This window comes from Streptomyces sp. NPDC057877 (genome assembly GCF_042796855.1).
Lineage (GTDB): Bacteria > Actinomycetota > Actinomycetes > Streptomycetales > Streptomycetaceae > Streptomyces.
Genome location: NZ_JBHVMS010000010.1, coordinates 53,519 through 76,402, shown reverse-complemented (window position 1 = coordinate 76,402; position 22,884 = coordinate 53,519). Strand labels below are relative to the sequence as shown.

Annotated in this window: 19 protein-coding genes and 1 pseudogene; 9 read left to right on the top strand and 11 right to left on the bottom strand. The window is 71.3% G+C overall.

Translation table 11 applies throughout. From position 1 onward, the window contains the following. Nucleotides 1–10: 10 nt before the first annotated feature. Together ACFVQG_RS29025 and ACFVQG_RS29020 are read right to left on the bottom strand one after the other, a co-directional pair. Nucleotides 11–3,265, bottom strand: a complete 3,255-nt coding sequence (locus tag ACFVQG_RS29025; protein WP_383388984.1) for a WD40 repeat domain-containing protein — start codon at nucleotides 3,263–3,265, stop codon at nucleotides 11–13. A gap of 110 nt (nucleotides 3,266–3,375) precedes the next feature. Continuing rightward, entirely contained in the window at nucleotides 3,376–3,969 is a 594-nt protein-coding gene (locus ACFVQG_RS29020) for a TetR family transcriptional regulator (RefSeq protein ID WP_383388983.1), read from the bottom strand. A gap of 97 nt (nucleotides 3,970–4,066) precedes the next feature. Between ACFVQG_RS29020 and ACFVQG_RS29015 the strand changes: the two are divergent. Both ACFVQG_RS29015 and ACFVQG_RS29010 read left to right on the top strand, forming a co-directional pair. Continuing rightward, nucleotides 4,067–5,130 (top strand): annotated as a pseudogene (locus ACFVQG_RS29015) (NAD(P)-dependent alcohol dehydrogenase). 179 nt (nucleotides 5,131–5,309) lie between these two features. After that, nucleotides 5,310–6,536, top strand: a complete 1,227-nt coding sequence (locus ACFVQG_RS29010; protein ID WP_383388981.1) for a cytochrome P450 — start codon at nucleotides 5,310–5,312, stop codon at nucleotides 6,534–6,536. A gap of 49 nt (nucleotides 6,537–6,585) precedes the next feature. On the opposite strand, the gene ACFVQG_RS29005 is transcribed toward ACFVQG_RS29010, so the two are convergent. The 4 genes from ACFVQG_RS29005 to ACFVQG_RS28990 all read right to left on the bottom strand — a co-directional run bounded on the left by ACFVQG_RS29005 (nucleotide 6,586) and on the right by ACFVQG_RS28990 (nucleotide 8,730). Beyond that, a complete protein-coding gene (locus ACFVQG_RS29005) occupies nucleotides 6,586–6,987 on the bottom strand; it encodes a DUF2267 domain-containing protein (RefSeq protein ID WP_383388980.1) in 402 nt (133 codons plus the stop codon). A 104-nt stretch (nucleotides 6,988–7,091) separates the two neighbouring features. Then, entirely contained in the window at nucleotides 7,092–7,589 is a 498-nt protein-coding gene (locus ACFVQG_RS29000) for a transmembrane transport protein (protein ID WP_383388978.1), read from the bottom strand. Then, the gene (locus ACFVQG_RS28995) at nucleotides 7,586–8,155 is read right to left on the bottom strand and encodes an RNA polymerase sigma factor (protein WP_383388976.1); all 570 of its coding nucleotides are present in this window, start codon (nucleotides 8,153–8,155) and stop codon (nucleotides 7,586–7,588) included. The genes ACFVQG_RS29000 and ACFVQG_RS28995 overlap by 4 nt, the downstream gene beginning before the upstream one ends. Before the next feature lie 59 nt (nucleotides 8,156–8,214). Beyond that, entirely contained in the window at nucleotides 8,215–8,730 is a 516-nt protein-coding gene (locus ACFVQG_RS28990) for a tetratricopeptide repeat protein (RefSeq protein WP_383388975.1), read from the bottom strand. Between the two features lie 222 nt (nucleotides 8,731–8,952). Between ACFVQG_RS28990 and ACFVQG_RS28985 the strand changes: the two genes are divergently transcribed. Beyond that, nucleotides 8,953–9,258 (top strand): response regulator transcription factor, encoded by a 306-nt coding sequence (locus ACFVQG_RS28985; RefSeq protein WP_383388973.1) that lies wholly within the window; start codon nucleotides 8,953–8,955, stop codon nucleotides 9,256–9,258. Here the strand turns inward: ACFVQG_RS28985 and ACFVQG_RS28980 are convergent. Beyond that, nucleotides 9,234–10,028, bottom strand: coding sequence for an SDR family NAD(P)-dependent oxidoreductase (locus ACFVQG_RS28980; RefSeq protein ID WP_383388972.1), 795 nt, complete (start codon nucleotides 10,026–10,028; stop codon nucleotides 9,234–9,236). The two genes, ACFVQG_RS28985 and ACFVQG_RS28980, sit on opposite strands and share 25 nt — an antisense overlap. A gap of 215 nt (nucleotides 10,029–10,243) precedes the next feature. Then, nucleotides 10,244–11,134, bottom strand: a complete 891-nt coding sequence (locus ACFVQG_RS28975; RefSeq protein WP_383388970.1) for an NAD-dependent epimerase/dehydratase family protein — start codon at nucleotides 11,132–11,134, stop codon at nucleotides 10,244–10,246. A gap of 73 nt (nucleotides 11,135–11,207) precedes the next feature. On the opposite strand from ACFVQG_RS28975, the gene ACFVQG_RS28970 reads away from it, so the two are divergent. Then, on the top strand, nucleotides 11,208–12,149 hold the full coding sequence (locus ACFVQG_RS28970) for a GlxA family transcriptional regulator (RefSeq protein ID WP_383388968.1): 942 nt from the start codon (nucleotides 11,208–11,210) through the stop codon (nucleotides 12,147–12,149). Nucleotides 12,150–12,639: 490 nt separating this feature from the next. Here ACFVQG_RS28970 and ACFVQG_RS28965 read toward each other — a convergent pair whose 3' ends face one another. Further along, entirely contained in the window at nucleotides 12,640–14,964 is a 2,325-nt protein-coding gene (locus ACFVQG_RS28965; RefSeq protein WP_383388967.1) for an MMPL family transporter, read from the bottom strand. A 175-nt stretch (nucleotides 14,965–15,139) separates the two neighbouring features. Here ACFVQG_RS28965 and ACFVQG_RS28960 point away from each other — a divergent pair, with 175 nt between their 5' ends. From ACFVQG_RS28960 to ACFVQG_RS28945, 4 genes are all read left to right on the top strand, one after another. Then, nucleotides 15,140–16,297, top strand: coding sequence for a sensor histidine kinase (locus ACFVQG_RS28960; RefSeq protein ID WP_383388965.1), 1,158 nt, complete (start codon nucleotides 15,140–15,142; stop codon nucleotides 16,295–16,297). After that, a complete protein-coding gene (locus ACFVQG_RS28955) occupies nucleotides 16,287–16,949 on the top strand; it encodes a response regulator (protein ID WP_383388963.1) in 663 nt (220 codons plus the stop codon). Before ACFVQG_RS28960 ends, ACFVQG_RS28955 begins: the two co-directional genes overlap by 11 nt. Before the next feature lie 399 nt (nucleotides 16,950–17,348). Further along, nucleotides 17,349–17,789, top strand: coding sequence for a GNAT family N-acetyltransferase (locus tag ACFVQG_RS28950; protein WP_383388961.1), 441 nt, complete (start codon nucleotides 17,349–17,351; stop codon nucleotides 17,787–17,789). A 532-nt stretch (nucleotides 17,790–18,321) separates the two neighbouring features. Continuing rightward, nucleotides 18,322–18,891 carry a dihydrofolate reductase family protein gene (locus ACFVQG_RS28945; RefSeq protein ID WP_383388959.1) on the top strand — a complete coding sequence of 190 codons (570 nt, stop codon included), beginning with the start codon at nucleotides 18,322–18,324 and terminating at the stop codon, nucleotides 18,889–18,891. Nucleotides 18,892–19,046: 155 nt separating this feature from the next. Here ACFVQG_RS28945 and ACFVQG_RS28940 read toward each other — a convergent pair whose 3' ends face one another. After that, nucleotides 19,047–19,334 (bottom strand): hypothetical protein, encoded by a 288-nt coding sequence (locus tag ACFVQG_RS28940; RefSeq protein WP_383388957.1) that lies wholly within the window; start codon nucleotides 19,332–19,334, stop codon nucleotides 19,047–19,049. Between the two features lie 353 nt (nucleotides 19,335–19,687). On the opposite strand from ACFVQG_RS28940, the gene ACFVQG_RS28935 reads away from it, so the two are divergent. Beyond that, nucleotides 19,688–21,544 carry a subtype B tannase gene (locus tag ACFVQG_RS28935; RefSeq protein WP_383388954.1) on the top strand — a complete coding sequence of 619 codons (1,857 nt, stop codon included), beginning with the start codon at nucleotides 19,688–19,690 and terminating at the stop codon, nucleotides 21,542–21,544. A gap of 269 nt (nucleotides 21,545–21,813) precedes the next feature. Here ACFVQG_RS28935 and ACFVQG_RS28930 read toward each other — a convergent pair whose 3' ends face one another. Further along, nucleotides 21,814–22,854, bottom strand: a complete 1,041-nt coding sequence (locus tag ACFVQG_RS28930) for an SDR family oxidoreductase (protein ID WP_383388952.1) — start codon at nucleotides 22,852–22,854, stop codon at nucleotides 21,814–21,816. Between the last annotated feature and the right edge of the window lie 30 nt (nucleotides 22,855–22,884).

Below are 22,884 nucleotides of genomic sequence, written 5' to 3'. Positions count from 1 at the left end.
CACCGACCGATCAACTGAGGGGTGTCTCCCACAGGCGGACTGTGCCGTCGACTCCGTGGGTGGCGAGGAGCGAGCCGTCGGCGTTGAACGTCATGCGGATGATGCCCCCGTTCCTGTGCCCCGTATGGACGTCCAGAAGTTCGCCGTTCCGGGTGTCCCAGAACCGGATGACGCCGTCACCGTGCCCGGTGGCCACCATATGGGCGGCGTCGTTGCTGACCGCGAACTCGGGGCTGTCCCAGTCCCGTCGGCATACGTTGATCTTCTTTCTGGGGCTTCCCGTGTCCGTCCGCCAGGGCTCGGCGACGCAGTTCGCGGAATCGTCGATGATGGCGAGAACCCCTCGGTCGGGGCTCAGCGCGTACAGGTCCATGCTCGAGCAGCCAAGCACCTCATGGTGGTGGGCGACCGACGCGACGACCCTCTGCCCTTCGAGATCCCAGACATAGCGGGGGTCGCCGCAGGTGCTGAGCAACACCAGTGGCCGTTCTCCGACCCACGGAATCGGATCCAGGTCCGCGTCCCACTCCTCGTCCCCGTCCCAGTCACCGTGCAGGGACCGGTCGCCCAGGGACTGGCCCGTCCGGACATCCCAGAACTCCACATCGTTTTCCTTCTGAAAGAGCGCCTTGATCTTCTTCCGGGCAGCGGGCGCGTCGACAAGCTCTTTCACACTGACCAGCCGGTTGCGAGGCGCGCTGACAGAGGTCTTCTCCCGGCCGTCCGTCACGTCCCAGCGATCGAGACGCTCTCCGTCGCTCGCCACGAGGGTGTCGCCGTCGAACTGGAGGACGCCGACCTCGTAGTCGGCGACGAACGTTCTGGTGGAGGTGTCCTCGGGAAAGGCGACCTGCGCGGCGAGCACCACCGTGAGAGCGGTGAACACCGCTCCCGCGCCCATGCACAGCGCCCTGAAGGAGGGCCGCCGACGGGCGGGTGCGCCAGAGGCCGGGACGGTCGCCCCGGGCGACCGGGCCACCAGGGTCTCCTGGAGCCGGATGTGCCGGAACTGGTACCGGCCGCCGGACTTCCGCAGGACGCCCCTGTGGTGGGCGTCGATGAGGAAACCCATGAACCGCCAGGGCAACTGCCCCCGTGCGGCGGCGACCAACCGCAGCAGCAGGAACCGTGTCCATGCCCGGGACAGCAGAATGAGCGACGCGGTGACCAGACCCGGGAGCAGGAAGCACTCCGCCAGGAGCTGTGCCACGGCGTACTCGCCGTCCCGATAGCAGCCGAGCCGGGCGGCCTCGGACCGGAACTGCGCGGTCAACCGGTCCTGGAGCGAGGGCTCGCCGGACCAGCCGTGCAGCGCGGCGTCGAGCAGCCTGGCCAGGGCCTGGCCGACCACGAGGGCGGGGAAGGCCCCCAGACCGACCACCGTCCCCGTGGCAAGGGCACCGCCCAGGGCCGAACGGCGGTCGTCCTGGAGCGATGTGACGGGATCCGCCCGCGCGGCGTGTCCCGGTGGTGCGTCGAGGCACTCGTGCGCGGCGATGCCACAGCTGATGACGACGATGAGCGCCAGGGCGGTCATCACCACGTCGAGGACGGTGGCCGCTCCCTCCCGGCCCCATCCGTCGGCGAGGGCGGCCAGCACCATGACCCCGATGACCGACGCGGCCGGTACGGAGGTGAGGAACAGCCCCGTGGTGAACCCTCGGCGCAGTCGTGGCCCGGCGCCGCGCAGCGTGAGGGTGGGACGGCCCGGTGAGCGGCCCGCCGTGGCGTACCAGAGGAGCATGGTGAGGACGGCGAAGCAGGCACCGGGTACGGCACCGACGACGACCTTGGCGTCATCCCCGAGCAGGGACATGGCGAAGACGGTGACGACGGCGAGCAGGGCGCCGAACCCCAGCCCCACCCCGGGCGCGGCCCACGCCGACAGCAGCCGCTGGCTCATCAGCCACCAGGCGAGATCACGCTCGCGGTGCTGGTGCAGGTACAGCGCGAGGAAGGTCAGCCACTCCCGGGCCTTCGCCGCGCTGGGACCGGGACGCTCGTCGGGACCGTCGGCGGGCCGTCCCGAGGGCAGCAGTTCCCGCTCGTAGGCGGCGTCGACGAACCGTTCGATGAGGTGGTCCTCCACCGCGTGGCGGCTGCCGAAGCGGCTCTCGTCGATCAGCTCGCCCGGCGACCCGCCACACCGCTCGTAGACGGTACGGGTCATGGAGATGATCAGGGGTGTGGACAGGGCCAGGGCCGACGGGCTGTCCGGACAGGTGCGCAACTGCTCGTAGACCGGGGCCCAGTCGGTACCGGCGGGCCATGACACATCCGCCAGGTAGCGGATGGTGTCCTCGGGATCCACCGGCGCGATCTCCACCACGGGAGCGCGGTGCAGCGCCGGGGAGCCCGCCTTGATCAGGTCCTCGTACTCGACCGAGCGGCAGGTGACGACCACGGGACGCTCCTGCCCGAGGGCGTGGTTCAGGGCCCGTACGGCACTGCGGCGGGCCGCCTCGGGGATCTCGTCGAGCCCGTCCAGGACGGGCAGCAGGAGTCCGTGCAGGAGCAGGGTGCGCGGGATCTCCATGCGGTCCGCGTAGTACGACTCGGCCAGGGTGCGCAGCAGCCAGTGGTCCAGGGACTCGGAGATGGGGTCCCACGAGGACACCGACAGCAGGACCGGTACGCGCCCGCCGGGTGCACGGTGGGAGTCGTCGAGCAGCCCGAGCGCGAGCAGCATCGCGACCACGCTCTTCCCGGCGCCGGGCTCACCGAGCACCACCAGCCGTCCGCTGCTGATTCCCCGGTATCCGGCCGCGAGCCGTGCGGTGGCCTCGTCGAACTGCCCGTCCAGCCGCCCGTCGAGTCGCAGTCGTACGACCCGTCCCGGCTGTCCGGCCCGTGCGCCGGGCAGGTGCGGCGGCGGGGGACCGCCGCGACCGGCGGGAACGATCGCGTCCAGGTGGTCACTGACGTTGCGCCGGGTCGCGGACCACACCAGCGGCAGGACACGGGGGTCGCGCAGCTTGCGTGACTCGGCCTCCAGGAGCCACTGCTCCCGCAGGATTCCGGCGAGGTCGTCCGCGAGCCCTTCCGGATCGGGCGAGGCGGCCCCCTGCCCGCGCAGGAAGTCGGCCACCGACAGCCCCAGGCCCGCGAGCCCGACGAAGAGACCCACGACGCTCGCCATCGAGTCGCCGTCCGCCAGGGTGTTCCGCAGCATGACGGCGGCGAGCCCCAGGCTGATGACCGCCAGGGCGAGGAACAGGGCGGTCCGCAGGCGTCGTTGACGAAGACGACTCGATAGCCAGGACATGCGGCCAGGATGGTGCTCCGGCACCGGCCGCAGAGGGGATCTCCCAACAGGTCAACCGTGTGGGTGAAGGCGCCGACGAGGTTGCCGCGGACGTCACTCCGGGGGCAGGCCTAGGTCTGCTCGGCCGTCATGGCGCGGCGAACGCTCTCGCGGAGCAGGGCCCGGCGCTGCTCGTGCAGTTCCGGAGGCTCCTGTGCGGTCGCCGCGTAGACATTGCTGACCGGTGACCAGGCCATGGACATGGCGATCACCATGGTCATCAGGTCGAACGGGTCTCCGGGGCGCACCAGACCGGCCTCCTGGGCCTCGGCGATGGCGCGCAGCTTGGGGTCGTCCCGCCGGTCGCGGTCCTCGACCAGGTGACCGGCCGGGCGTCGCTCCAGGCGTACCCAGGTGGCCAGGCGGATGAGTTCGGGGCGGCGGAGATACTCGTCGTAGAGGCGTACGGCCCAGTCCGCGAGGTCGGTGGCGTCGATCGGGACGACGTTCACGATGCGTTCCAGCGAGGCGAAGAAGATGGCGTCGAAGAGGCCTTCCTTGCTGCCGAAGTAGGCGTAGAGCTGCGCCTTGTTCGTGTGGGCCGCGGCCACGATCCGCTCGACGCGCGCACCGGCGATCCCGTGCTCGGCGAACTCCCGGGTCGCCACGTCGAGGATGCGCTGGTACGTCGCCGCTCCACGCGAGGTCAGGGGCTGATCGGCCATGCCCCGACGCTACCAGACAGAACAGTTGGTTTGCCTCTGGCCCGGACGCGTGTACGGTCGTTAATAGACCGAACAGTCTGTCTGTGGGGAGAGGTCCATGAGGAGCACCGTTGGCTGGCAGGTGGACGGCTCGTCGCCACCCTGCGGCGGACACCACTGGCACGGCGCGAGCTGCGCCCCGACGATCTCGCGGTCCGGGTCGACTACTGCGGGGTCTGCCACAGCGACGCGCACGCCATCAGCGCCCGGGTCGGCGTCAGCGCCCAGGTCGGCGAAGGTGGCCCAGCGCCGCTGGTTCCGGGGCACGAGTTCACGGGAGTGGTGACCGAGGTCGGGCGCGCGGTCACCCGCTTCTCCGTGGGCGACCCGGTCGCGGTCGGCAACATCGTCGACTCGTGCGGCGCGTGCGCCATGTGCCGGGCCGGTCAGGAGAACTTCTGCCACGCCTTCCCGACCCTGACCTACAACGGCACCGACCGGCACGACGGATCGACCACCCTCGGCGGTTACTCCCGCGAGTACGTCGTCCGCGACCGCTTCGCCTACCCCCTGCCCACCGGACTGGACCCGGCCGCCGCCGCACCGCTGCTCTGCGCCGGGATCACCGTCTGGGAACCGCTGGACGCCCTCGGCGTGGGTCCCGGCACCCGCGTCGCCGTGGCGGGACTCGGCGGCCTGGGCCACCTCGCGGTCAAGATCGCCGTGGCGCTCGGTGCCGACACGTCGGTCATCAGCCGCTCACCGGACAAGGCCGACGACGCCCGCCGCCTCGGCGCCCACGGGCTCGTCGTCTCCACCGACCCGGAACAACTGGCCGACGCCCGCGACGGTTTCGACGTCGTCATCGACACCATCTCCGCCCCGCACGACCTCGGCCCGTACCTGCGCATGGTCGCCATGGACGGCACGCTCAGCCACCTCGGACACCTGGGCCCCGTCACCGTACAGACCATCGACCTGCTCCTAGGACGCAAGAAGCTCAGCTCCGCGGGCAGCGGCGGCCGACGCACGACCGCCGCCATGCTCGACTTCTGCGCCCGGCACGGCATCACCGCCGACATCGAACTCCTCCCCTCGGCGCGTGTGAACGAGGCCCTCGACCGCCTGCGGCGCAACGACGTCCGCTACCGCTTCGTACTCGACATGTCCGACCTGGACTGAACGACGAGGGGGCGTGGCAGTTGGCGTACGAGGTGGGCATGCGACGCGCCCGCGTGCACCGGCACCTGCCACCCCACGCCCCCAACCCCTCTGCCGGGCCCGGCGAACGCCCCATAGCCTGATGAGTGGCCAACAGCCGCAAGAGGGACGTTCGTCACGGACTCCAGGGAGCGCATTCCATGACTGCCGCGCAGCAGGTCCCCGACATCCTCTCGCCCGAGTTCGCGGCGGACCCCTACCGGGCCTACCGCGTGCTGCGCGACAGCGCTCCCCTCCTCTGGCACGAGGCCACGCAGAGCTACGTCGTCTCGCGGTACGAGGACGTGGAGCGCGTCTTCAAGGACCGGAACGGGGAGTTCACCACCGACAACTACGACTGGCAGGTCGCGCCGGTGCACGGCAGGACGATCCTCCAGCTCAGCGGACGTGAGCACGCCGTGCGCCGGGCCCTCGTCGCCCCCGCCTTCCGTGGCGGCGACCTCCAGGAGAAGTTCCTGCCCGTCATCGAGCGCAACTCCCGCGAACTCATCGACGCGTTCCGGCACACGGGCTCCGCGGACCTGGTCGCCGACTACGCGACACGTTTCCCGATCAACGTGATCGTGGACATGCTGGGCCTCGACAAGGCCGACCACGCCCGCTTCCACCGCTGGTACACCTCGGTCATCGCCTTCCTCTCCAATCTCTCGGGCGACCCCGAGGTCACCGCGGCGGGCAAGCGGACCCGGGTGGAGTTCGCCGAGTACATGCTGCCGGTCATCCGGGAGCGCCGGGAGAACCTCGGCACGGACCTGCTGTCGACGCTGTGCGCCGCCGAGGTCGACGGCGTGAAGATGAGCGACGACGACATCAGGGCGTTCTGCAGCCTGCTGCTCGCCGCCGGGGGAGAGACCACCGACAAGGCGATCGGTAGCATCTTCGCGAACCTGCTGGTGCAGCCCGACCAGCTCGCGGCCGTCCGCGAGGACCGCTCCCTCATCCCCCGCGCCCTCGCCGAGACGCTGCGCTACACCCCACCCGTCCACATGATCATGCGGCAGTCCGCGGCCGAGGTGCGGCTCAGCGGCGGCACCGTTCCCGAGGGTGTCACCGTCATCTGCCTGATCGGGGCCGCCAACCGGGACGGGGACCGCTACCGCGACCCCGACCGCTTCGACATCTTCCGCGACGACCTCACCACGACGACCGCGTTCTCGGCAGCCGCCGACCACCTGGCCTTCGCGCTCGGCCGCCACTTCTGCGTGGGCGCCCTGCTCGCCAAGGCCGAGGTCGAGACCGGCGTCAGCCAACTCCTCGACGCCATGCCCGGCCTACGGCTCGACGACGGCTTCGACCCCGTCGAGCGGGGCGTGTTCACCCGAGGCCCACGGTCCCTGCCGGTACGGTTCACCCCCGTCGGCGGCTGACACCACCACCGGCGGCGGGCCGACGTACGCCGCGGAAGGTGACCGCGCGTCACTCAGGGCCCTCGTCGGCCCGTGCGACCGGCAGCAGCTCGCGGATGTCCGAGGGCAGTGCCTCGGCCACGTGGTCCATCAGTTCCGGGGCGAGCGCCGCGTCGAGGACCTCGAAGACGGCCGTCGCCTCGCGCACGGCCGTGTCCTCGTTCGTCCCGGCGCGGGCGGCGACGCGTCCGGCGAGCGTGGTGAGGTCGAACCGCTCGGCCTGTGGCTCCGTCGCCTGCAGGACGGAGACGGCCAGCCCCGGCGGCAGCTGCGCGGCCATGTGGTGGGCGAGCCCGGACGGCAGCCGCTCGGCCAACGTGGTCAGCACGGCCTCGGTCGCCCGCTCGGCGGGTCCCCGGCCCGGCAACTGCGCGAGTGCCTGCACCTTCCCGATCATCTCGTCGTGCTGCATGAGGTGGACGTCCTTCCTCATGGTGCGGATCGGCGCGGAACGCCGACGTGGGTGCGCACGACGAGTACCCGGCGCCCGCCGCTCCACAGCACCGGAGCGGAGCCTCAGGAACCGCCCTCTCGCAGAGCGTCCCGCAGCCTCGCGAGGCCACGCTGCCGGGACCGAGCCCGGGCCAGCGCGAGCCCGGCCGCGACGACGAGGGCGACACCGGCCAGGGCGACGGTCAGCGCCTCCGGCGCGGTGCCACGCGCCGCGGCCAGCGCCGTCCCGGCCACGCCGGTCACCACGCTCGCGGCCAGCGCCAGCCGTGCCCCCAGCACCCGGTCCCGGGCGAACAGCGGTCGCCGCCTGCTCAGCACCCACCCGGCGAGGACCGCCCAGGCCAGCCCGACGGCGATCAGTCCGGCGAACGCGACCTGCGTACGTACGGGCAGCGGGCGCGGCTCGGTGGCCCACAGCACCGCGATCAGCGCCGCCGCACACCCGCCCGCCAGTCCCACGGCCACCTGACGCATCCGGGAGCCCAGCGAGACCTCGGCGGCCAGGGCGCGCTCCAGCTCCTCGGGGACACCCCGAGGGGGTGTGCCGTACCGCTCGCTCATGCCTCATGTCCCCTCTCGTGTCCCGTCCCGTGTCCCCGCTCGCCAAGGACGTCCCGCAGCATGCGGCGGGCGCGGTGCAGCCTGCTCTTGACCGTGCCGGGCGGTACGCCGAGCATCTGCGCGCAGGCGGCCAGCGACAGGTCCTGCAAGTGGAACAGGATCAGCACCTCGCGCTCCGATGGCGGCAGTCCGCTGAGACCGGACTCGATCTCCATCGTGGTCAGTACGCCACTCAGCGCGTCGTCCGCGACGACGGCAGCCGCCTCGGCCACGGACGTCCGCGGCGTCCGGTACTCCTGCCGCAGATGGTCCGCGACCGTGCGCCGGGCGATGGTGAACAGCCACGGGGCGAACCGCTCCGGCTGCCGCAGCCGGGGCAGCCCGCGCACCACCGCCACCCACGCCTCCTGGACGAGATCATCCGCGAGGTGCCGCGAGCCGACCATGCCCCGCACGTAACGCCACAGCGGCGCGTGCCAGACCTGGACCAGCTCCCGGAAGGCCTCCCGCTCCCCGAGCTGGCAGCGCACCACCAGCAGCGCATCGCGTCGCCCGTCGCCGCCCACCGCACCTCACTCTCTCCGCAGGATGTTGCCCGGACAGTCGGTGAGCGGGGCGGAAAGGTTCACACGGTGGCGTGGAGATCCTGGGCGTAGTGCTCGATGGCGCGTCGGTACCGGCGGATGTGCGGGTCCTCGCTCGTGCTGGCGAGGAGGCTGAGCAGCAGGCGCATGGCCTCGTGGTGGTCGTCCGTGTGGAACAGGGCCATGGCGAGGAACGTGCGCAGGGCACCGTCGTCGGGGAACTCGGCCACGGCCTGCCGGAGAACGCCGACCGCTTCCTCGTACCGGCCGAGGACACGGTAGGTGCTGCCCAGGCCGAGGAAGGCACCGCGACGGTCCTCCTCCGACAGCCCGGGCCCGTGGAGACCGCGCTCGTAGAAGGGAACCGCTTCCGCCTCCAGGCCGAGCACGTCATGGGCCCAGGCGGTCTGGTACGCCACCTGAGGGTCGTCGGGATGCGCGGCGGCCAACGTGAGCAGCCGCTGCCGGGCCTGCTCGTGCTGCCCCTCCTCGCGCAACCGCACGGCCGCCGCGAGGAGTTGGTCCCTGCCGCTGACATCCCTGTCGATCTCTTCCATGCGCCCATGGTGCCCCTGCGGCTCCACGAACGGGAGACGGCACGACGAGCATCGGCCGCGGCCTTCTCCACGCGGTTCGTGCCTCCCCTCAACGCCCGGTGACAGCCCAGGACGGGACGAAGGACTGCCCGCTGGTCGACTCCTCCTCGCCGCCCGGCGGTTCGGGAAGGTCTTCCAGGAAGTTGCGATCTCGTCGCGACCCTCGTGGGCAGGAAGCGCAGGGTGGATCCGCTGGCCACGCTGACCCCGGAGGAACGGGAGGTGCTGGCGCTGATGGCCGAGGGGCATTCCCACAGCGGCATCGCGGGTCAGCTCCTCGTGACGGTGCCCGCCGTGGAGCGCCATGTGACGGGCATCTTCGTGAAGCTCGGCCTCGGCCAGGCCACCTCCAGCCAGCACCGGCGGGTGTCGGCGGTGCTGCGGCACCTCAGGCAGTGGTCAGGCAGTCGTACCGGAAGTGCCCTTGAGGACGGCCGCGTCTCCGCTGCCGGTCGGCCGTCGCCTCACGGCAGGATCGCGTCCACATAACCGCCGTCCACCCGCACGGCACCCCCCGTCGTGGCCGACGCCTGGTCCGAACTCAGGTAGACCACCATGTGGGCGATCTCCTCCGGCTCGATCAGCCGTTGCAGCAGGGACTGCGGCCGGTGCTCGCGCATGAAGGCGCGCTGTGCCTCGTCCCAGGGCAGGGAACGGTCGACCAGCTCGTAGACGAAATCCTCCACCCCACCGGTGTGCGTGGGTCCCGCGATCACCGAGTTCACCGTGACCCCCGTACCGGCGGCCTTCTTGGCGAACCCCCGGCTCACCGCGAGGAGCGAGGTCTTGGACATCCCGTAGTGGATCATCTCGGCCGGGATGACCACGGCCGAGTCACTGGCGATGTACTGCACACGGCCCCAGCCGCGCGACATCATCGACGGCAGGAACATCCGGGTCAGACGCACCGCCGCGAGGACGTTCACCTCGAAGTAGCGTCGCCACTCGGCGTCGTCGATCTCCAGGGGGTCGGCGGACCCGAAGATGCCCAGGTTGTTGACCAGGACGTCGACGTCCGGCACGGCCTCGGCGATCCGGTCGGCGCCCTGCGCCGTACTGACGTCGGCGACGGCCGGGACGACGTCCGCTCCCGGGACCTCCGTGCGCAGACGGTCGACGCTCTCCGCCACCCGCCGCTCGTCGCGTCCGTTGACGGCCACCCGGGCCCCGGACCGGGCCAGCCCGGCCGCGATGGCCGCGCCGATGCCCTGCGTGGAGCCGGTGACCAGCGCCGTTCGGCCTGTCAGGTCGATGTGCATCCGCCGTACCCTTCCCCTGCTGTTGAGTGCTCTCCGCTCACCGTTCCCCCGTGGGGCTTCCTCTCACCGGTCCTGCCGCACCTGTGTCACCCGGGTGCGGGACGCGGCGGACATGACCAGTGCGCACTGACGACCGGGAGGGGGCCTGGCCGTCAGTGCGCCGGAGAACGACCGCGCCACTCCCGGGCGGCGACCGACGCCCGCGCCCCGGACCGTCAGATGACGTCCCGGAGCACGTCATCCACCGGCGTGACACTCACGCCGAGAACCTTCTCGGTCTCCGTGTAGTCGATGACGAACGGGTGGCCGGGCTTGGTGAGTACTTCGTGCATCTCCGCCCAGAACGGTTCGGTGAACCCCAGCAGGGTCAGGTCGCGTTCGGTCATCTCCTCCATCCGCGGACTCGGCGCACCCGCGAGATGGGCGAGCCGCCCGGCCAGTTCCCGCACCGACAGGGTCGAGGTGGGCACGTGCCAGGCACGGCCGTACGCCTGCTCGTCGCGGCTCGCGGCGACCAGCGTGCGTGCGGTGTCGCCGATCGCCGAGTAGCTGTGGGGCACGTCGAGTTCCTGCGGCACCAGGACCAGCCTGCCGTCCATGACCTGCCGCTGCACCATGAGGCTGAACACCGAGACGGCGCCGGCGCCGTAGAACTGGGCGGCCCGCACCTCGGTGACCTTCACCCCCGAGGCGGCGGCCTCCTCCCAGACCCGCGCTCTGGTCCGCCCCTTGGGACCGGTCGCCGTCAGCGGGAAGTCCGGCCTGATCGGCCCGTTCACCGGCCCGTACGCGTAGAGGTTGCCGAGCATGACGTACGCGACCCCGGTCCGCCGCGCCGCGTCGAGGAGCGACGCCGACAGGGCGGGGAACTGCTCGGGCCACAGGTGGTACGGCGGCGCGGCGGTGGTGAACAGCGTGTCCGCCCCCTCCGTCAGCTCGGTGAGCCGGTCGGTGTCGGTCGCGTCCGCGGCGACCTTGTCGACGAGCGGGTGGTCGGGCCCGCCGCCCGTCCGGCTGATCACGCGCACCCGTTCGCCGTCCTCGGCGAGCAGAAGGGCGGTCTTCGACGCGGTGGCCCCACGACCCACGATCACATGAGATGTCATGCCGCCCACGGTGCCGCCCCGCGGCTTCGTGGAATAGTGGCCACAATGCCAACCATCCGGAGGTTCCGGCCACATGCACCGTGTCGCCGCAGTCATCGTGCCGCCCGTACTGAGCTTCGACGTCTCGATCCCGCTCATGGTGTTCCACAACGTCGAGCACTACGACGTGCGTGTCTGTACGGCGCGACCCGGCCCGACGCCCACCGTCGGCGGCCCCGACCTCGTGGTCCCGGACGGCCTGGAAGCGATGGAGGGCGCCGACACGGTGCTGGCCGTCGGCAGCGGCGGCGAGCAGGCTCCCCCGGAGGTCCTCGACGCCCTGCGGAAGGCCGCTGCCACCGGCGCGCGCATCGCCTCGCTGTGTACGGGTGCGTTCGTCCTGGCCCAGGCCGGTCTGCTCGACGGGCTGCGCGCCACCACCCACTGGGGACTGGCGGGCGACCTCGCCACCCGGTTCCCGTCCGTCGACGTGCAGCCCGACCGCCTCTTCGTCGAGGACGGCGGCATCTTCACCTCGGCGGGCGCCGCTGCCGCCATCGACCTGTGCCTGCACCTGGTCAGGATCGACTACGGCGCCTCGGCCGCCAACGCGGCCGCGCGGCTCGCGGTCGTCCCTCCCGTACGGCCGGGCGGCCAGTCCCAGTTCATCGAGACGCCTCTGCCGCCGGAGCGCGGCACGTCACTCGCCGCCACTCGCGTCTGGGCTCTCGAACACCTTGACCGCCCGCTCACCCTGACCGACCTGGCCCAGCACGCCAGGACGAGCGTGCGCACCCTCACCCGGCGTTTCCACGCGGAGACCGGACTGAGCCCCCTCCAATGGCTGCTGCACCAGCGCGTCGACCGGGCCAGGGAACTGCTGGAGACCACCGCGCTGCCCATGGACCAGGTGGCCAGGAAAAGCGGTCTGGGCAGCGCGGACTCGCTGCGCAAACACATGGTCGGCCGGGTCGGACTCACCCCCACGGCCTATCGCGCGAGCTTCAGCCGGGCGCCCACTGCCGCCTCCCACTGACGTCGGCAGCACGCTGGCCCAGACGGGCCCGTGCCGACGCGGGACGTACTCGGCCAAGGCCGCGTGCAGTCGGGGCAGGGTCAGTACGGGCGGTGGATCGCCCGCCTTCCGGTCCGTGACCTGCCCGGCGCGAGGTTCGACGCCGTCGGCCAGCCGCCGTAGCGCGCGGGCCGCGTCGGCGCGGCCGGGGTGCGGGCTTCGGCGTACTCGTCCCGCGAAGACCGCGCCCACCCGCGCAAACGTCGTAGCAAGGCGGTCATCCCGGAGAAGAAGGACCAGGCCGCCAACCGGAATCGCCACCCGATACGACAAGACTCCCGACGGCTACCTCGCTCGCCTGGAGACGTACGCGGGCTGGGTCGGCCGGACCCCCTGCGCGCCTCGGTGATCGGGATCAAGGATTTCACCAGGACCACCCGATGATGACGTCTCGATACGCCCCTGGGTGACGCGCTGAGGTGCCGGACGCGAAGGGCGGGCAGGAGTTGAGTCAACGGTCAACCAGCCGTGGACGCGGGGCATCACCCGTGGATTCCGCGTCGGTGTCGTCGGCGCCGACCGGGCCGCGGGGAAGTACCCGGTCCAGCCACTTCGGCAGCCACCAGTTGGTCCGGCCGAGGAGTGTCATGGTCGCCGGTACCAGCACCACGCGCACGACCGTGGCGTCGATGAAGATCGCGGTGGCCAGGCCCAGCCCGAACATCTTGGTCGAGGGATCCTCGGCGACGGCGAAGGACAGGAAGACCGCCACCATGATGAGGGCGGCCGAGGTGATGATCCGGGCGGTGCGCGAGACACCCTCAACGATCGCCGTGCCGTTGTCGCCGGTGCGCAGGTACTCCTCGCGTATGCGGGAGAGGAGGAACACCTCGTAGTCCATCGACAGGCCGAACAGGATGGCGAAGAGGAACATCGGGATGAACGACACGATCGGAACCGTCGCTTCCAGCCCGATGAGTGCGCCTGCCCAGCCCCACTGGAAGACCGCGACCATGATGCCGTAGGCCGCGCCGATGCTCAGCAGGTTCAGCAGTACCGCCTTGAGCGGTACGAGTATCGAGCGGAAGACCAGCATCAGCAGCAGGAACGACATCGCCAGCACGGCGGCGACGAACACCGGCAGGCGCCTGCTGGTGCGTTGGCCCACGTCGGACAGGCTCGCGGCGGCGCCGCCGACGTGGGCCCTGGCCGGGCCGTGCCCGATCGCCGTGGGCAGCACGTCGGTGCGCAGCCGGGCGATGGTGTCGGTCGTGGCCTTGTCCTGAGGGCTGGTGGTCGGGAACACCACGAGGGTCGCGATGCCGGTGGCCCGATCGATGTGCGTCGGCGCGACGGATGCGATGCCCGGATCCGCCGCGACCGCCTCGACGAGTCGGTCCACGACCCCCGGATCACCGGTGGGGTCCGCGGCGATGACGAGGGGACCGTTGGTGCCCGGGCCGAACCCCTCGGCGACGAGGTCGTAGGCCCGGCGCTCGGTACGGCCCTGCGGCAGTGAGCCGTCGTCGGGCAGGCCGACGCGCAGGCCGAGCACGGGCAGCGTCGCGGTCAGCAGCAGCCCCGCCGCGCCGACCGCGTACGGCACTGGGTGCCGGTTGACGTGCCCGATCCAGCGCCGCCACCCGGCGGCGTGGGCGACGCCTGGCGCCGGGTCCCGCCGCCGTGCGATGCGGCCCGGCTTCCTGGTCTGCAGAGCCCGGCCGATCCGGCCGATCCGGCCGATCCGGCCGATCCGGCCGATCCGGCCGATCCGGCCGATCCGGCCGACCCGGGCCAGGCGCGGGCCCGCCGCGCCGAGGAAGGCCGGAAGCAGCGTCACCGACGCGAGCACCGTCGTCAGGACGACGATCGAGACGGCGACCCCGCCCACCGTCATGAACGGCACGTTCGCGACCGCCAGGCCGAGGATCGACACGACGACGGTGCCGCCAGCGAAGACCACCGGTCGCCCCGCCGTCGCCACCGCTCGTCCGGCCGCCGCCTGCGGATCGAGCCCGCACGCGAGGTACTCCCGGTGCCTGGCGAGCACGAACAGCGCGTAGTCGATGCCCACTCCGAGCCCGACCATGCTGCCCAGGACCGGTGCGAAGGTGGGGACCTCTGTCACCCCCGCCAGGACCGTCATCGTGGCGACCCCGACGGTCAGCCCGCAGACCGCCATGCCGATCGGCAGCGCGGCGGCGACGAGCGAACCGAACGCCAGGAACAGGATCGCGGCCGCTGCGAGGAGGCCGATCAGCTCGCTCGCGCCGCCGTCGGGGTCGGAGAAGGCGTAGAAGAGGCTCCCGCCCATCTCGATGCGCAGCGGCAGTTCGGCGCGCATCCGGTCGCCGAGATCGACGAGGGCGTCGAGGTCTTCGCCCGACAGCCGACTCTGGTCGGGGTACTGCACCCGGACGACCGCGATCCGCCCGTCCGCCGAAACGAGGCCGCCGCGCACGGCGGTGTCCCCGCCCGCGTGGAGCGCCCCCGCCGGGTCGCTCGTGCCGAGCACGTGCGGCAGCCGCTTCACCTCGGCCCGCAGCCGCGTGAGAGCGGTGCGCGCGCCGTCGTCGTCGAAGAAGGTCGCACCGTCGTCGAGGGGGGTGACAACCACTTGGGCGGTCATCCCCTCCTGGCCGGTGCCTGCCCGCTCGATCAGTTCCGCGGCCCGTCGGGAGTCCAGTCCCGGAGCGGTCAGCGAGTCCGCGGTACGCCCGCCGAAGGCGACGGCGGCGAGGACGGCGAGCGTGGCGGCGATCAGCCATGCCGCGATCACCCGCCAGGGATGACGGGCGGCGCTCGCGCCCAGGCGCAACAGGGCATTCGACAGCATCGGGTCCTCCAACCACCTCGTCGGCCGTCCTTGTACGGCCGCCGACGCCGAGGCTCGTCGCCACGGCGCGCCGCGGCATCGGCCCGTGGGCCGCGGATCCGTCGGCCCCGGGGCGGAGTGACGACCCGTCCTTTCGGCCGATGCGCGGCACGCCACGGTCCCTAGGCTGAGAACCGTGCTCCGAGACGACCTGCGAACCCTGTGGACCGAACCCCGGCCGCCCGACGCGCCCGCCCGGGTGCGGCGGGACTGGGCGCTGCTCGCCGTGGGCCTTGCCGGTGCGGTGCTGGAGGCCGCCCTGCGCGAGGACGTCGTGTGGCGGCCGGTGGCGGTGGTGTTCGCCGTATGGCTGTGCCTGCTGCTCCTGTGGCGCCGGACCCGTCCGCTGGCGATGGCGACGCTGGCGTTCGGCTCGGTGATGCTGCTTGAGGTGGCCTCGCTCGTCGCCGCACCGCGCGAGCCCGTCGGCCTGTACACCGGCGCGGTCGTGCTCGTGCTGGTGTACGCGCTGCCCCGGTGGGGATCGGGACGTGAGATCGTGCTGGGCGGCGCGGTGGTCGTCGCGGTCGGCGCGCTGTGTGTCGTCACGGACGAGACCCCGGTCGTCGAAAAGGTCGTGGGCTTCGTCTTCCTGCTGCTGCCCGGCGTGGTCGGGGCTGCCGTCCGGTTCTGGGTGACCGCTCGCGAGCGGCAGTTGGAGCAGGTGCGCTCCCGCGAGCGCGAGCAGCTCGCCCGGGAACTGCACGACACGGTGGCCCACCACGTGTCGGCCATGGTGATCATCGCCCAGGCGGGCCGGGTGCTCGCGGGCACCGACCCGTCCGCCGCCGTCGAGGCGCTGGAGGGGGTCGAGGAGGAAGGGGCGCGCACGCTGGAGGAGATGCGCGCCATGGTCGCCGCGCTGCGCGACCGTGAGGTCGGCGCCGAGCTGGCGCCCCCTGCCGGAGTCGCGGACCTGGAGCGCCTGGTGCGCACCCCGGGTGGTCGCCTCAGGGTCGACCTGGGGCTCGACGGCGAACTGGACGCGCTGCCCCCGGCCGTGGACGCGGCCGTCTACCGGATCGTGCAGGAGTCGGTGACCAACGCGCTGCGCCATGCGGTCGACGCGACCGAGCTCGTCGTTCGGGTCGCCGCGGAACGGCACGCGGTACGGGTGAGCGTGCGCGACAACGGCCGACGCACCGGCCGGGGGCGTGACGGATACGGACTTACCGGACTGCGCGAGCGCGCGACCCTGCTCGGCGGCACACTACGAGCTGGCCCGGGCAGTGACCGGGGCTGGCATGTCGAAGCCGAACTGCCGGGGGCGAGGAGCGAGAGCGGTGTCCATTAGCGTCCTCGTCGCTGACGACCAGACGATCATCCGCACCGGGTTGCGGATCATGCTGAACGCCCAGCCGGGCATCGAGGTGGTCGGCGAGGCCGCCGACGGGCGGGAAGCGGTACGTCTGGCCCACGAACTGCGCCCCGACGTCTGCCTGTTCGACATCCGCATGCCGGTACTCGACGGGCTCGAGGCCACCCGGCTGGTCGCTGGCCCGGGCGTCGCCGACCCGCTGGCCGTGGTCGTCATCACCACGTTCGACCTCGACGAGTACGTCTACGGCTCACTGCGTGCCGGTGCCCGCGGATTCCTCCTCAAGGACACGGGACCGGACCTTCTGGCGCAGGCCGTACGGTCGGCGTCCGACGGTGAGGCGCTCATCGCGCCCAGCGTCACCGTCCGTCTGCTCCAGGCATTCGCGGACCTGCCCGTCGGCCGGTCCGTGGCCCAGCCGGTCTCCCCCGTCACCGCCCGCGAGGAACAGGTGCTCCTCGCCGTCGCTCGCGGGCTGACCAACACCGAGATCGCCGATGCCCTGCACATCAGCCTCAGCACGGTGAAGACGCATCTGGCCAGCCTGATGGCCAAACTCGGCGCCCGCAACCGCGTCGAGATCGCGATGTGGGCCTACGAGACGCGCCGCATCCTCCCCGGAACCTGAGCCGGGTGCCGGGCCATGTCCCACGAGTCCCCGCCCGGACATCAGCGCACCGGTCGGCTCAGGTCGGCTCCACGTGCCTCCCGCAGCGATAAATCGCTGAATCGACAAGAAGGGCGAGCTTCGGCGGGAGCGCGGAGGGGTGCTGGTTGACCGGCAGGTAGGTGTGCTCCTGGCCGCGACGGATGTGGTCCTCGGTGACGTTCCTCAAGTCCTACCGCGGTCGCATCCGTGCAAGTACGCGGGCGGGCACCCTGCATTGGACAGATCAGCGAGCGCACGAGGTTCTCGCGCGTCAGTCAATCCACGCCCCACTCCTGTCACGAGGCACAACCCGAGTGCTTCCTCAGTTGGCCACACGCAGCTTGTTCACGGCATCGCACACGCCGTAGCATGTAATACATGAATCATGCGACTGGTCCTTACACCCTGCGTGCGGGTGTGCCTTCCGTTGAGGTCTTCCGCCGCCTGCGCACCGACGCCGGACTCTCCGACAAAGCGCCTGAAGCGGTCGCGCTCGCCTTGCCCAACACCTGGTACGGCGTGGTCCTCCATCACGAGAGCGAGCCCATAGGCATGGGTCGGATCATCGGTGACGGCGGCACCGCGTTTCAGGTCGTCGACATATGTGTGCACCCCGCGCATCAGGGGCGAGGGCTCGGCAAGCGCATCATGGCCGCACTCGTCGAGGAGTTGGAACACCGGGCGCCCGCCACCGCGTACGTGTCGCTGATCGCGGACGGCCCTGCGCGCTTCCTGTACGAGAAGTTCGGCTTCGCCGACACTGCCGCACACGGCTCGATCGGCATGTACCGCTCGATGGATGGGAGCCGCGCATCGTGAGGAACGCCTAAATCCGCAAGCAGCGGGTGGGCGACCTGCTCAACGAGTGGACTATCGTCGGCGAGTGGGTGCGCTGGAGGGTCCCGGGCGGAGTTGCACCACCACCGAGGTCAGCGTGAAGCCGCCCGTGACCTGTGCACGGCGATCTGGGACGACATCGGCGGCGAGCAGGTGACCCGCTGCACGTGTGCGTTCTCGCCCATGCGATGGCCGACGTGCAAGGCGACGTGCACCAAGGACTGGTCGGGGACTTGAGGGCACTTGCCGCCGCATCCGACCGGTTCCCACGCACAGCCGCGACCGCGCGGATCATTACCTCGTCCGACGCTCTCGGCCTGCTCGCCGAACAGGGGACGAACCCGCCGCGTCCGCCACGCGGCAAGCCGACGGATGGAACAACCGGGCGACGTTGGAGTTCGCACGACGACGGCGTCACAGCAGGCGAGATCGGGGCGCCGATGAGAAATGGCGTCGGCGGTGGTCTGTGTACTGTCCGGTGAACGCGGGGCGCCCAGCAAGGGAGAGCAACGGGATGAGACCACTTCGATACTCGATCAACGTCACGTTGGACGGCTGCTGCCATCACGAGGCAGGGCTCCCCCCGGACGAGGAGTCGATGCGCTACTGGACCGCTGAGATGGAGCGAGCCGCTGCCCTGATCTTCGGCCGGGTGACCTACGAGATGATGGAGTCGGCGTGGCGGAAGCCGACCGCGGGCACGTGGCCTGACTGGGTGGGTGAGTGGCAGGTCCCGTTCGCCGAGGCCATCGACCGGGCGAAGAAGTACGTCGTGTCGAGCACGCTGAGCGGGGTTGACTGGAACGCCGAACTGGTGCGGGGTGACTTGGGGCAAGCGGTGCGGCGGCTCAAGGAGGAGTCAGGCGAAGGCCTGTGGGTGGGTGGTGTGACGCTCCCCCTGGCGTTGGCGGATCTGGGACTGATCGACGAGTACGAGTTCCTTGTCCAGCCGGTGCTTGCCGGACACGGCCCGACGTTGCTCGCCGGTCTGCGCGAGCGCATCCAGCTCGAGCCCGTGGACCGCCACGAGTTCCGGTCAGGGGCGGTAGCCACGCGATACCGGCCCAGACGAGTTACGGCTTGACGTGACGCGCCCTGGCACGCTGGCCGCTCTCTCGCGACAGAACGAGGGCTCGGGGTCACGTTGCCCCGTAGGTGATCCGGCGGACTGGGTGCGGCGCGTCGAGGAACTGGCGGCCCGCGGAGTGCGCCGGGGGTGGCTGGCCAACCACGGCGATCTCACCGCACTGGAGCGGGGCTTGCGGGGCTTGCGGAGCTTGAGCTGTTGGGGTCGCCCGCCACGGCGAAGCGGCCCCAGTAGCCGATCATCCGCCGGGAGAGTTCGAGCTGGTCGTCGCCGTGGGGGAGGGGCTGGCCGAGGTAGTCCCAGAGGTAGCCGAGGTCGTCGACGTGGATGGCGCCGCCGAAGGGGAAGTCCCGGGCAACCTGGCTCCGCTGCTGGATGAGGTGGATGGACGTGCAGTGCGGGGTGTCGCTCTCGGCGCACTCGTAGGCGTAGCTCGGCACCAGGCCTGCCCCCTGCCGCTCTGCATCGCCGACTCCGGCCTGACGAGGGAGACGTTCTTCTGCATCGCCGTCGGCGGTGACGAGAAGGCGGTGGGCGGTCGGGCCGACGGCAAGGGCATGCTCAGGGAAGCCGGGGCCTCCTCCCCGAGGGCCACCTGGGACACGACCTGGTCGGCGGCGGAGTTCACCGCCGCCGCGAAGAAGATCTCCGCGGCGGGCGACAGCGGCAACTGCGCCAGCAGGCAACCTGACGACATAATTGCTGGGCATATTGTTAACAATCTTGTAGCCTGCGTGATGCCTCGGCCCCGAGGCGTCAGCGAAGCACTTGTTGCTCAGTGAGGGGAGACCCCGTGCAGCGGCTTTCAGCGCCCTTCGGGCGCGACGCGTTCACCCACCAGCACCCGGCGGGCACGCGAGACGAACACCGTGTGACGCGCAACCAGCTCATGAGGGGCGTGGCGCTCGCGAGCTGCCTCGTTCTCACGGCGGTCGCGGCGCCCGCCTCCGTCGCGGTGGCCGCCCCGGCCACGGCCACCGCGCAGCGCCGCGGTCCCGCCGCGGACCCGCAGGACTCCGCGCTGGCCTTCGACTCCGCCGCCTACACGACGATCAGCGTCACCGTCGACGGCAGGCCGGTGAACGTGCGCTGGTACAAGGAGATCTGCTACGTCGCCGACCCGGTCGCGGCGGCGGCACAGCAGCCCGGAGGTCCCGGCGGCGGCACCACCACGATCCCCAACACCGCGTGCGGCTACCAGAGCATGAACGTGTTCGTCCCGGAGAGCACCTTCGGCGACCAGCGGGCGCCGGTCTACTTCGCGGTGAACAACAGCGGCTGGAAAGCCAGTTACGTCAGGGCGAGCGTGACCCCGGGCACGTCCTACGACAGCTCGACGAGCACCGTCGGCGCCGCGCTGAAGGCGGGGTACGTCTTCGTCGACGTCGCGAGCCGCAGCCGCGGCCTGGTCGGCGCCGACGGCTCGGCCCCCGGCAAGGCGCCCGCGGCCGTGGTCGACGCCAAGGCCGCCGTCCGCTACCTGCGCCTCAACGACGCCACCATGCCCGGCAGCGCCGAGCGGATCGTCGTCAACGGCACCAGCGGCGGTGGCGCACTGGCCTCGATCCTGGGCGCCTCCGGGAACAGCGGCGAGTACGACCCCTACCTCGCCGCGATCGGCGCCGCGGGCATCGACGCCAAGGGCCGCAGCAACCTGCGCGACGACGTCTTCGCCGTCAACGCGTACTGCCCGATCACCGACCTCGGGAACGCCGACGTGGCCTACGAGTGGCTGTACAACGTCCTCGCCACCCGCGACGCCACCGGCTCGAACCCGTCGCCCGAGGACGCCGCCGACATCGCGGAGCAGTTCGCCGCGTACGAGAAGCGCCTCCGGCTGCGCAACCCCGACGGCTCCCGGCTCACCGCCGCCACCATGCTCGACACCATTGAGAAGGAGGTCATCCGCTCCGCCGAGACCTACCTCAAGGCGGACCCCACCCACACGATCCCGCCCCTGGGCGGCACTTTCGAGATCACCTCCAGGGGCACCACCACGTCATACGTCAACGACTGGATCGACGTCGACACCGCCACCGGCGAGGTGCGCTCCGTCGACATGGCCAACTACCTCGCCTTCGTCGCCACCCAGGCCACGCTCAAGACGACCCCCGCCTTCGACGCGGTGGGCGTCAACGGGAACACCACCAGCGGCACCGAGACCGACCTCTTCGGCCCGCCGACCCAGAGGTACATGAACTACACGGAGTTCAGCTGGAACCACAACGACGTCCCCGGCGACGGCAGCGGCCTCGACGACACCGGGCTGACCTGGGACCAGTACACGGCGAAGAAGCGCACCACCGTCGACGACCAGGTCCGCCTGATCGATCCGATGGCCTTCATCGGCACCCGCGCCGACACCGCGCCCCACTGGTACGTCCGCCACGGCACCCGCGACCGGGACACCTCGTTCACCGTCTCGGTCAACCTCGACCGGGCGCTCGCCGCGGACAAGCAGGTCGAGGATCTGAACTACCGGCTCGCCTGGAACCAGCCGCACGCGGGCAACTACGACGTGCCCGAGGCCATGGCCTGGATCGCCAAGGCCGTCCGCACGGCAGGCGACCCGCTCACCTCCCACCGAGCGGATCGGGTCATCCCGTCGATGCTCTCCCAGGCGAGGGGCTCCGCGGAGCGCTCGTGGTGACCGCGCGGGGTGCGGTGGTACTCGAAGCCCCCGGCACCGTGCCAGCCACCGAGCGCGCGGGCCTGCTCGACCGTCTCCGGGAACATGGTCATCGCGCCGGGGTCCTGGGATACGGGCCGACGGGAGCACTGTTCAGCAGTGCATGTCCGTCGCTCTGGCCCGCCTGCGACTCCGCTCTGTCCGTTCCGTTCTGATCTTCGTCCGCCCTTGCTGAAGCCCGCCCCCAAGAAAGCTCACCGACTTCCACACCACCCACCTCGAGCGCCCAGTCAGCTCTTGACGAGGTCCTGGGCCAGCATGCTCCGCGCACAGGCGACGATGGCCTCCTCGGGCGACCGGGGATGCCAGCCCAACACCCGGCGTGCCCGGTCGTCCGACACCTTCTTGACATGGTCGAGGTCCGCCGCGACCGGGCGGAACTCCGCGGAGAAGACGGCGGCCAGCCGGACCACCGTGTTGGGGATGGTGCGGGTCGGCACCCGGTGGGCGGCGTCGCCGAGGCGTGATCGCAGGACCGAGCCGATCTGGTGCAGGGAGAGCGCGGGTCCGCCCGCGAGCAGGATGCGCCGACCGGCGGCGGCGGGGCTGGTCATGGCGGTGACATGGGCCTGCGCCACGTCACGGACGTCGACGATCGGCACCCACATCCTCGGGTAGCCCGGCATCTCACCGTTGAGGCTGCGCCGCACGATGTGGTTCGCGCCGGAGATCCGCGTGCCCAGCACGGGGCCCAGGACCGCGACCGGCAGCATCGTCACGAGTTCCATGGTGCGGGCCCGCGTGGTCACGAAGTCCCAGGCGTCGCGCTCCGCCAGGGTCTTGCTCCTGCCGTAGGCGTCCATGCCCGGTCCGTCGAGCACCGACCAGTCGTCCTCGGTGAACGTACGGTCGGTGCGCCCGTGGCCGAAGCCGACCGCGTGGAACGCCGACGTCAGGACCGTCCGCCGGACGCCCGCGTCGCGTGCCGCGCGCAGCACGCGCAGCGTGCCCTCGCGGGCCGGGCCGATGACGTCCTGCTCGTTCCTGACCTTCCCGAGGTGCACGGGCGACGCCACGTGCAGGACGAAGTCGCATCCGCCCAGGGCCTCGGCCCATCCGGCATCGCTTCTCAGGTCAGCGGCGACGAAGCTCAGACGCTCACCGTGGGTCATCCCGGCGTCGGTGAGGGCCGTCCGCACACCGGGCTCACGCTCCAGTGAGCGGACGGTGGTGCGCACGGCGTATCCCCGCTCCAGCAGTTGGAGGATGCAGTGCCCGGCGATGAAGCCGGACCCGCCGGTGACGAGGACACGCTGTTCATGGGTCGGCATGGTGCCCGCCCCTCACTTTCCAGGGTTCGG

Excerpts from the sequence above, each read along its gene's own strand:
- ACFVQG_RS29025 (WP_383388984.1), bottom strand. The coding sequence starts at position 3,265 with ATGTCCTGGCTATCGAGTCGTCTTCGTCAACGACGCCTGCGGACCGCC.
- ACFVQG_RS29020 (WP_383388983.1), bottom strand. The coding sequence starts at position 3,969 with ATGGCCGATCAGCCCCTGACCTCGCGTGGAGCGGCGACGTACCAGCGC.
- ACFVQG_RS29010 (WP_383388981.1), top strand. The coding sequence starts at position 5,310 with ATGACTGCCGCGCAGCAGGTCCCCGACATCCTCTCGCCCGAGTTCGCG.
- ACFVQG_RS29005 (WP_383388980.1), bottom strand. The coding sequence starts at position 6,987 with ATGCAGCACGACGAGATGATCGGGAAGGTGCAGGCACTCGCGCAGTTG.
- ACFVQG_RS29000 (WP_383388978.1), bottom strand. The coding sequence starts at position 7,589 with ATGAGCGAGCGGTACGGCACACCCCCTCGGGGTGTCCCCGAGGAGCTG.
- ACFVQG_RS28990 (WP_383388975.1), bottom strand. The coding sequence starts at position 8,730 with ATGGAAGAGATCGACAGGGATGTCAGCGGCAGGGACCAACTCCTCGCG.
- ACFVQG_RS28980 (WP_383388972.1), bottom strand. The coding sequence starts at position 10,028 with ATGCACATCGACCTGACAGGCCGAACGGCGCTGGTCACCGGCTCCACG.
- ACFVQG_RS28975 (WP_383388970.1), bottom strand. The coding sequence starts at position 11,134 with ATGACATCTCATGTGATCGTGGGTCGTGGGGCCACCGCGTCGAAGACC.
- ACFVQG_RS28970 (WP_383388968.1), top strand. The coding sequence starts at position 11,208 with ATGCACCGTGTCGCCGCAGTCATCGTGCCGCCCGTACTGAGCTTCGAC.
- ACFVQG_RS28965 (WP_383388967.1), bottom strand. The coding sequence starts at position 14,964 with ATGCTGTCGAATGCCCTGTTGCGCCTGGGCGCGAGCGCCGCCCGTCAT.
- ACFVQG_RS28950 (WP_383388961.1), top strand. The coding sequence starts at position 17,349 with ATGAATCATGCGACTGGTCCTTACACCCTGCGTGCGGGTGTGCCTTCC.
- ACFVQG_RS28945 (WP_383388959.1), top strand. The coding sequence starts at position 18,322 with ATGAGACCACTTCGATACTCGATCAACGTCACGTTGGACGGCTGCTGC.
- ACFVQG_RS28930 (WP_383388952.1), bottom strand. The coding sequence starts at position 22,854 with ATGCCGACCCATGAACAGCGTGTCCTCGTCACCGGCGGGTCCGGCTTC.